This is a genomic window from Deltaproteobacteria bacterium (assembly GCA_016234845.1).
In the GTDB taxonomy this organism is placed as follows: domain Bacteria; phylum Desulfobacterota; class Deferrimicrobia; order Deferrimicrobiales; family Deferrimicrobiaceae; genus JACRNP01.
Genome location: JACRNP010000192.1, coordinates 1 through 8,463, shown reverse-complemented (window position 1 = coordinate 8,463; position 8,463 = coordinate 1). Strand labels below are relative to the sequence as shown.

Sequence of the window (8,463 nt, the reverse complement as noted above, 5' to 3'; positions counted from 1 at the left end):
TGTCGCCGTCCCGCTTGTCGCCCAGGATGTAGTGGACGTCCACGCTTTCCATCACCGGCCTCCCGTCGATCGCGACCAGCACGTCCCCCGCCGCGATCCCGGCCTTCCCCGCGGGCGACCCCTCGACCACCGACCGCACCACGAGGCGCCCCTCCTTCTCATCCATCAGGATCCCCATCCGGACCCGCTTCGATTCCAGGCTCTCGAACGGCACGTACCATCGGAACTGCGCCGGGAGAAGCGGCACGTCGGGCAGCTCGACGTCCATCAGCCTCCCCTCCTTCTCCTCGTCGGTGCTGATCTCCTCGGGAAGGAGGATCGCGTACGCCATCGGCATCCGGCGCACGACCTTCTTCGGAAGCCCGAAACCGTACGTCACGTGCCATCCCCCGGTGATCGTGACGATCCGCTTCCCCTCCCCCCGCGGGCTCTTCAGGTAGTCCACGATCCGCTGCGCCATCGTCTCCTCCCAGAGCAGCTGGACGCGATAGAAGGAGGCGAACGCGTCCTTGCCGCCCCGGCTCGCGCCGTGGCCGCCGAACACCCCTTCCAGGACCGCGCGCTGGTGCGGATCGGAGTCATCGATCTCCGGGAGCTTCGCCCGCGTCTCCTCCGAAACGTTGTCCAGCCCCTTCGCCCGGACCTCCTCCTGCAGCTCCTTCGGCGGGTTGAGGGCGATCACGTCGATCCGCCGGTCCCGGGCGTAGAGGAGGATGTCGCGGTACGCGCCGAAGTCGTACCCCCACGTGTCGTACCATTTCGACGCCTTGAGGAAGTCGAGCTCCGACAGCTCCCCGCGCGTCCACCGGTCGAGGACCGCCTGCTGCGGGGCGCGGAACATCTCCATGCCGATCGCCACCCTGCCGGGGAACCGGTCGTGGAGGCCGCGGATCACGGCCAGCTCCACGCGCTGGTTGTGGAGGTTGTCGTGCGTCTCCCCCACGCTCACCAGCCGTGCGCCGGAGAGCATCTCCATCAGCCCGTCGATGGAAAGCCGAAGCCCCGTGGGAAGGTGGTGGATCTCCTCGACCTTCGGCGGGGACGCCGGCGGGTACGGAAGTCCGGGGCCCGCCTTGCCGGCGGTCCGGCCGGCGGCGCACGAGGCAAGGAGCAGCGAAAGGACGATCGGCAACATGGCGCGCGGAATGCGAACGGTCATCTCGAACCTCCGTGGTCCGCTTCGAAAAAGCGGTCGTAACCTCCCCTGACGTGGGCTGGAATCCGCGTTCCCGGGGGTTCCGTGTTGACTTATCTACTTGATATCTGTAACTATTTTACCTTACCACGAGCGATTCGAGGAGGCCGAAGAATGGGCAACATCGGAAATTACGAGGACACCCGAAAAAACTTCCGCTGGAACGTGCCGGACGACTTCAACTTCGGCCGCGACGTCGTGGACCGGTACGCGAAGGACCGGACCAAGCTCGCCTTCTTCCACGAGGACGCGAAGGGGAACCGGTCGAAGTATACCTTCTGGGAGGTGAGCAGGATATCGAACCGGGTCGGAAACGTCCTCCGCGGCATGGGCGTCTCGAAGGGCGATCCGGTCCTGGTGCTGCTGCAGAACGTCCCGGAATGGTACTTCACAGTGGTCGCGGGAAACAAGATCGGGGCGATCGTAATCCCCTGCTCCGACCAGCTTCGCCCGAAGGACCTCGTCTACAGGGCGCTCCACTCGGGCGCGCGGACGATCGTCAGCTGGGACGCCAAGAGCCCCGAAGTGGACGAGATCCGGAAGGAGTGCCCCGCGCTCGTCAACTTCCTCTGCGTGGGAGGAAAGCGGGACGGGTGGCTCTCCTTCGACGAGGAGGTCGCCAAGGCGTCCCCGGAGCTTTCCATCGAGCCGAACCGCGCCACCGATCCCGCGCTGGTCTACTACACCTCCGGGACCACCGGGAACCCGAAGGCGGTGATGCACAGCCACTTCTACACCGGGGCGCACTGGGTCACGGGGAAGTACTGGATCGACCTCAAGCCCACGGACCTCATCTGGTGCATCGCCGGCACGGGGTGGGCCAAGGCCGCTTGGAGCGTCCTGTTCGGGCCGTGGAACAACGGCGCCGCGACGCTGCTGCTGAACGCACCGTTCGACCCGAAGCGCGGCCTCTCGTGGCTCTCCGAATACGAGGTCACCGTGCTGTGCGCCCCGCCGACCGCCTACCGCGCCTTCGTGAAGGAGGACCTGGGGAAGTACCGCCTCCCCTCTCTGCGCCACTGCGTCGGAGCGGGCGAACCGCTGAACCCCGAGGTGATCAAGACCTGGAGCGACGCCTTCGGGCTCACCATCCACGACGGGTACGGGCAGACCGAGACGATCAACCTCGTGGCGAACTTCCCCGGCATGCCGGTGAAGCCCGGCTCGATGGGGCACCCCGTCCCCGGACACGACGTGGCCGTGATCGACGAGACGGGGAACGAGGTCGCGGCGGGCGAGATCGGGGAGATCGCCGTCAAGGGGCGCCCCCCCGCCCTGTTCATGGGGTACTGGAAGGACGAGGCCAGGACGAAGGAATGTTTCCGGGGCGACTGGTACCTGACCGGGGACCGGGCGTACCGCGACAAGGACGGCTACTTCTTCTTCGTCGGGCGGGGAGACGACGTCATCATCTCCGCGGGGTACCGGATCGGCCCGTTCGAGGTGGAGAGCGCCCTCCTCGAGCATCCGGGCGTGACGGAGTCCGCGGTCGTGTCGTCGCCCGACGAGCTGCGCGGCGAGATCGTCAAGGCGTTCGTGGTCCTCCGCGCGGGGTACGAGGCTTCGGACGCGCTGAAGAAGGAGCTGCAGGACCACGTGAAGAAGGTGACCGCCCCGTACAAGTACCCCCGGGACATCGCCTTCGTGAAGGAGCTGCCCAAGACCTCGTCGGGCAAGATCCGGCGGATCGAGCTGCGGGCGCAGGAGTGGAAGAAACGGGAGTAGCCGTGTTCGAGGCGAAGTTCGTCCTCCAGAACCTGATCCTCCCGCCCGGGCTGTTCATCGTCCTCCTGGCCTGGCTCGGGATCCGCGCGCTCGCCCGCAGGCAATTGAACCCCGGCTTTCCCGTCCTGCTGATCGCGGGGGCCCTCGCCGCGCTGTCCGCCGCCCCCGTCTCGGACCGGTTGACCGCCGGGCTCGAGGCGCGATACGGGATTCCGGATCGCCCGGAGGGGGACGTCATCGTCCTCCTCGGAGGGGGCGTGTTCGGGGGGTCGCCCGACCTCACCGGGAGGGGGTTCCCGACCGACGGGATGCTCCCCCGCGTGATCACCGCCGCGAGGCTCCAGAAACGGCTCGGCGTCCCGGTGGTGGTGTCGGGCGGAAAGGCGTTCGACCACCTGGACGCGGAGGCCCCGGTCGCGGCGCGGATCCTCGCGGACCTGGGGGTCGCGTCGGGGAAGATCGTGAAGGAAGGCGACAGCCGGGACACCGCGGAAAACGCGCTTCGGACGAAGCGGATCCTCGAGGAGAAAAGGCTCCGTGCGCCGCTGCTGGTCACCTCGGCGTACCACATGCCGCGTTCCGTGGAGATGTTCCGCAGGGCGGGCGTTGCGGTGACGCCCGTCCCCGCGGGGTACCGGACATGGATGGGGAAGCCGTACCGGTGGATGGATTACCTTCCGTCGGCCGGGGCGCTGTTCTCCTCCACCGCCGCGCTGCGGGAGCACCTGGGGCTGCTCTACTACCGGATCGTCCCCTGACCGGTCAATCCCCCGCCTTCGGCGCCTCCTCCCCGGCGTCCGGGGCGGGGCGGGTGGCGCGGTCCACGATCCCCGGCGCCTCGATGTCCTCCCGGTCCGCCGTCACGCGGAGCTCGCGAAGCTTGCGGGCCCCGGGGAGCACCCGCGATTCGTACGACCCCACCGCGCTGTTGTAGGCGGAAACCGCCTTGTCGAGCCCGTCGCGGATGCGGGAGAAATGCTCCGTGAACTTCCCGATCCGGTCGTACATCTCCTTCGCCAGGCGGCTGATCTCCTGCGCGTTCTCGGCCACCTGCTCCTGCCGCCAGCCGTAGGCCACCGCCTTGAGCAGCGCGATGAGCGTCGTGGGGGTGGCGAGGATCACACGCTCCCCGGCGCCGTATTCGATCAGCCCGGGGTCCTGCTCCAGCGCCGCGCTGAAGAACGTCTCCCCGGGGAGGAACAGCACCGCGAACTCGGGGGCGGGGGCGAACTGCTCCCAGTACCCTTTCGACGCCAGCGCCGACAGGTGCGCGCGGATCTGGCGGGCGTGGTCCGCAAGGCGCGCGGCGCGGGTCGCGTCGTCCCGCGCCTCCAGGGCGTCGAGGTACGCGGAGAGGGGGGCCTTGGCGTCCACCACGATGTTCCGCCGGTTGGGGAGGCGGACGATCATGTCGGGCCGCAGGCGCCCGTCCTCGGTGGTGACGCTTTCCTGTTCCGTGAAGTCGCAGTGGGCGACCATCCCGGCGATCTCGACCACCCGGCGGAGCTGGATCTCCCCCCACCGGCCGCGGACGGCGGGCGCGCGGAGGGCCTTCACGAGGTTGGCGGTCTCGGCCTGCAGCTTCCCCTGCGCGTCGCCCAGGGAGCGGATCTGCTCGGTCAGCGTGGCCTCGGCCGCGGCACGCGCCTTCGACAGGTCCACGATCCGCAGGTCGACCTGCGCAAGCGTTTCGCGCACCGGGCCGACGAGGGCGTCGATCGCCTGCCGCCGGATTTCGAGGTCTCCCCTGGCCCCCTCCTGGTACTTCTCCAGCGACTCCTTCGCCAGGTCGAGGAAGGCCCGGTTGTTCTCCCGGAGCGCTTCGGAAGAGAGGGCCTGGAACGACTCCTTCATCGAGGCGACCTGCGCGGACCGGAGGAACCAGCCGGCGGCGGCGCCCGCGACGGCCGCCGCAGCGAGAAGCGCGATCCAGACGGCGTCCATCACCCTTCCCCGACATGCCCGGAACAGCCGCACCCGTCGGACGCGCAGCCGTCGACACCCGTGGGCACGGCAGAGAAGTGGGCGGATACGATCCGGGGGACCTCTCCCTCGGTCTTGACCCACAGGGTGGCCCGGATCCGCGCCTCGCCGATCCCCTCCTCCTCGTCCTCGAGCCGGATCCTCTGGATGGAGTGGAGAATCGCGATCCCGCCGAAGTCGTCGCATCGGAGCAGCTCGAACGACATCGTCCCGGTCGCGTCGAACGCGGCCTCGAGCATGGCGGAGTACGCCTCGCCGTCGATCAGCTCGCCCGTGAAATCCTCGAAGACCGCGAACCGGGGATCGGACAGGGCGAAGAAATCCCGCAGCCCCTCCGGGTTCCGGTCGTTGTACTCCCCCGCGAACCGGTCGAGAAACATCTGCGCGTCGAACGCCATGGGCCACCTCGCCTGCCGGAATACCGTCCATGATAGCAGAGCGGGGACGGCAGGTCGCCCTGCCGCCCCCGCATGGATCACCCGCGCCGGAACGGCGGGCGATTCGCCCTCAGTCGTCCACCTCCTCGAACTCGACCTCCATGTGCGGCGTTCCCGCTCCCTCGTGGAGGATCGGGCCTGTCTCCAACACTCCGTCCTTGACCTTGACCACGTCACCGTCGACCAGATCCGCGAAGAACGCGGAGACAGCCGCCGTACCGCTCCCGAGGGGGGTTCCGTCCTTCGCGGAATATTCGGTATTGGTGAATCCGGCATCCACCCGGATTCCGATGATCGTGAAGCTGACGTCCGGGATCTCCCCCGCCGCCGGCCCCTGGAGGAGCGGGCGACCGTTTTCGAGGGAAACGATTCTTTCGACCAGGATCGCGTTCACGACGTCGCCCGCCGCGTCGTACGACCCGACGACCAGCACGTTGTCGTTTGCGCGAAGTTCCGTCAGTCCGAACGTGCGCGAACCGCCGGCGTCATCCTTGAACCGGGTGTACCCGTCGGTCTGGATCTTTTTCGTCAGGACCGTGAAGTTTCCCGCCGCGGTATCGGGCGCCCCGGATACAGCCGCCTCGATCTTTACGCTGCCGGCGGGGCGGACCCGGACGACGGATGCCCTGAGGGTCGCGCCGCTCACCTCACCCTCGACCTGCACCTTCCGCCCCGGAGCCACCGCCCCTCCCGACAGGGTCGCTCCCACGCCGTTCACGGTGACCTGCCCCCCGGGCCCCAGGAGCACGAAGGAGTCCTTCGACGCGCCCGAGACGACATACCCCTCCACCCGTACCGGGTCGTTGTTGCCCCCCACCGTATTGTCCAGCACCTCGATCCGGCTCGCGTTCAGCGTCCCGGCGCCGCCGGCCGCGGTGATCCTCCCCTTCGCCTCCACGTACTGCCCGTTCGCGATCCCGGTCAGGGGCCAGTTGACCTTCACGAGTCCCGCGCCGGAGTAACTCACCGGCAACGACCCGATCAGGAACCGGAAGGCGAGCGGATCCAGGCCGCCGACCTTTCCACGCACCTCGACATCGTCGGATGCGATCGGGAAGTCGTCCGCACCCTTCCGGATGTAGGTCGCGTGGATGAATCCGGCGTCGTCCGCCGCGCCGTGCACCTCGACCTCGGGGTGCCGGAGGGTCCCCGCCTGGAGCGCTTGCAACGCCAGCAGACCGACGGCGTTGTCGAACAGGGTCGCCGGGTTGACCAGGACCGTCTGACCCGCCACCCGGAAGCGATTCAGCACGTTGTCCACCGCGTTGTCGTCCATGGGGCCACGGACTTCCCGGATCACCTCGATCCGCCCGGCGGTGCCGGTGTTATCCGCGGAGGAAAATACGCCGTCGACCCGGACCCGCATGCCGACCTTCAATTCCGATTCGGGGCGGTTTTCCACCCCTCCGATCACGATGTTCGCGCCGGCCGTCGAATACCGGACGCCGTTCACCTTGACGCTCCCGAACCCGGTGACCGGGCCGATCCCCGTGCCGCCGGTGCCGCCGCCGGCAAAGTCGCCTCCGCCGCCGCAGGAGGTGAACGCGATCGGAATCAGGAGGGCGATCGCCGCCAGCAGCCTCCCCTTCCGGTTCCGTATGTCCATGGCGATCTCCCCCCTCCTGTCGGAAACGATTCCTGTCTTGCTTCTCGATGCCGGTCGTTCATCCGTTTTTCGATCCGGCCATCCCTTCATGGACGCTTCTCCCGCGTCAACGATTCATTCCCCGGTTCCCGGCGGGCGTGGCCCCGCCGGACGGTCCCCTGGCCTTCACAAGGCCACGCACACGCTCAGGAAGATCGCAACGCCGGCGGCGACACCGATGAACAGCGCGTTGCTCGTACCGGCCTTCACCGCGATCTCCTCGCCATCCGCTTCCGTGGCCCGAGCGACGTCCGACGAGTACGGAATTCCTATGACCGCGCGGGGTTTTCTCCTCTCGACGCCATCCCAGCCTCCCGTGCCCTTCCCCGAGCCGACCGCCTTGAGCCCTGTCCGTCTTTCACCGCAATCCCGTTCCATGTCAGCGCCCTCCTTCCCCTTCCCCCTTGTCTTCGAACCAGAAGATCCCGATCCCCGCCCTGCGACGGCCCGAGCCCGAAGCCGACGGTGTGACGTCCCGATCCTGTTCCGCCATGCTCCGGTCGGCCTGTTCCAGGAACCGCGCCGCCCGCGCCGAAAGCTCCTTCCGGAGCCGTTCGACCGCCTCGGCCGAAAGATTGTCGTACATCGTTTTCCTTTGGAAGAACGCCTCCTCCGGAGACGCCTGCAGGTTGTGGTCGATCGTCCCGACCAGCGCCGCGACGTCGGATCCGAGGATTCCGAGCTTCTCCTCGCCGCCGTCGGCCGGTATGTACGCGCGGGCCAGCAGACGGACCTTGCCGTCCGATGTCTTCTCCGCGCAACCGACCCGGACGAGCTCGTCCAGGATCGCCCGGACCGGAACGTCGCCGCTGTACGCCTTCACCAGGGCGGCGAAGGTCGCCCCTTCCCCGTCCAACGGCAGTTCCGCCGGGTTCCCCGAACCGTCGCCGTACAGGTCGTCCCGGACCCACCCCCCGATCACGCGGGCGGCCCTGTGGTACCGGTCCGTCGTCTCCCGGTCTTCCGGCCGGGGGAGGCGGGTCACCCGGAGCACCTCTTTGCGGGACAGGCCGGTCAGGACCGACGCGCGCGAGTGGGTCTGTTTCCGTCCCGGAATTCCGAACTCCTCCAGGGCCACCTCGATGTAGACCCGCTTCGCGAGGTCTGCGAACGTTCCGAACGGGACCCCGTGGCGCAGCAGCAGACGGACGATGGGCCGGAGGAGCCTGAGGATCGCGGCGTATATGGCGTTGTGTGTTTTCATATTTGGGATAATATTCCCATTTATTCCTTTCTGCAAGTGGGATGCGAATCGTTCCTGGCGGTTTCATCCATTGGAAGATTTGCGGTTTCATCCCGACGCCGAAGCCGTACACTGAAGAGGGCAGATACCACAGGAAAGGGCGCCACCGGATGATTCGCGACCCCGTCGTTCTCCTCCAGAACCTCGTCCTTTCCCTATCCGACTCCCTCGACCTGGTGCACCGGATCGCGATGGACCACCAGCAGCGGGTCGCGTACATCGCCCTGCGCCTCTC

General features: G+C 67.8%; 7 protein-coding genes. 2 read left to right on the top strand and 5 right to left on the bottom strand.

Annotated elements, in window-relative coordinates; genetic code table 11:
• Positions 1-1,159 (bottom strand): ChaN family lipoprotein (locus HZB86_12035; protein MBI5906252.1); only part of this gene is annotated, 1,159 nt, incomplete at its 3' end.
• Positions 1,160-1,309: 150 nt separating this feature from the next.
• Here HZB86_12035 and HZB86_12030 point away from each other — a divergent pair.
• Positions 1,310-2,920, top strand: a complete 1,611-nt coding sequence (locus tag HZB86_12030; GenBank protein ID MBI5906251.1) for an acyl--CoA ligase — start codon at positions 1,310-1,312, stop codon at positions 2,918-2,920.
• 2 nt (positions 2,921-2,922) lie between these two features.
• On the top strand, positions 2,923-3,678 hold the full coding sequence (locus HZB86_12025) for a YdcF family protein (protein ID MBI5906250.1): 756 nt from the start codon (positions 2,923-2,925) through the stop codon (positions 3,676-3,678).
• A 4-nt stretch (positions 3,679-3,682) separates the two neighbouring features.
• Here the strand turns inward: HZB86_12025 and HZB86_12020 are convergent, their stop codons facing one another.
• From HZB86_12020 to HZB86_12005, 4 genes are all read right to left on the bottom strand, one after another.
• Entirely contained in the window at positions 3,683-5,089 is a 1,407-nt protein-coding gene (locus tag HZB86_12020) for a DNA recombination protein RmuC (GenBank protein MBI5906249.1), read from the bottom strand.
• Positions 5,090-5,410: 321 nt separating this feature from the next.
• On the bottom strand, positions 5,411-6,946 hold the full coding sequence (locus tag HZB86_12015) for a hypothetical protein (protein MBI5906248.1): 1,536 nt from the start codon (positions 6,944-6,946) through the stop codon (positions 5,411-5,413).
• Between the two features lie 165 nt (positions 6,947-7,111).
• Positions 7,112-7,363: a hypothetical protein gene (locus HZB86_12010; protein MBI5906247.1), complete on the bottom strand. Its 252-nt coding sequence runs from the start codon at positions 7,361-7,363 to the stop codon at positions 7,112-7,114.
• A 1-nt stretch (position 7,364) separates the two neighbouring features.
• Positions 7,365-8,189: a hypothetical protein gene (locus HZB86_12005; GenBank protein ID MBI5906246.1), complete on the bottom strand. Its 825-nt coding sequence runs from the start codon at positions 8,187-8,189 to the stop codon at positions 7,365-7,367.
• Positions 8,190-8,463 lie beyond the last annotated feature (274 nt).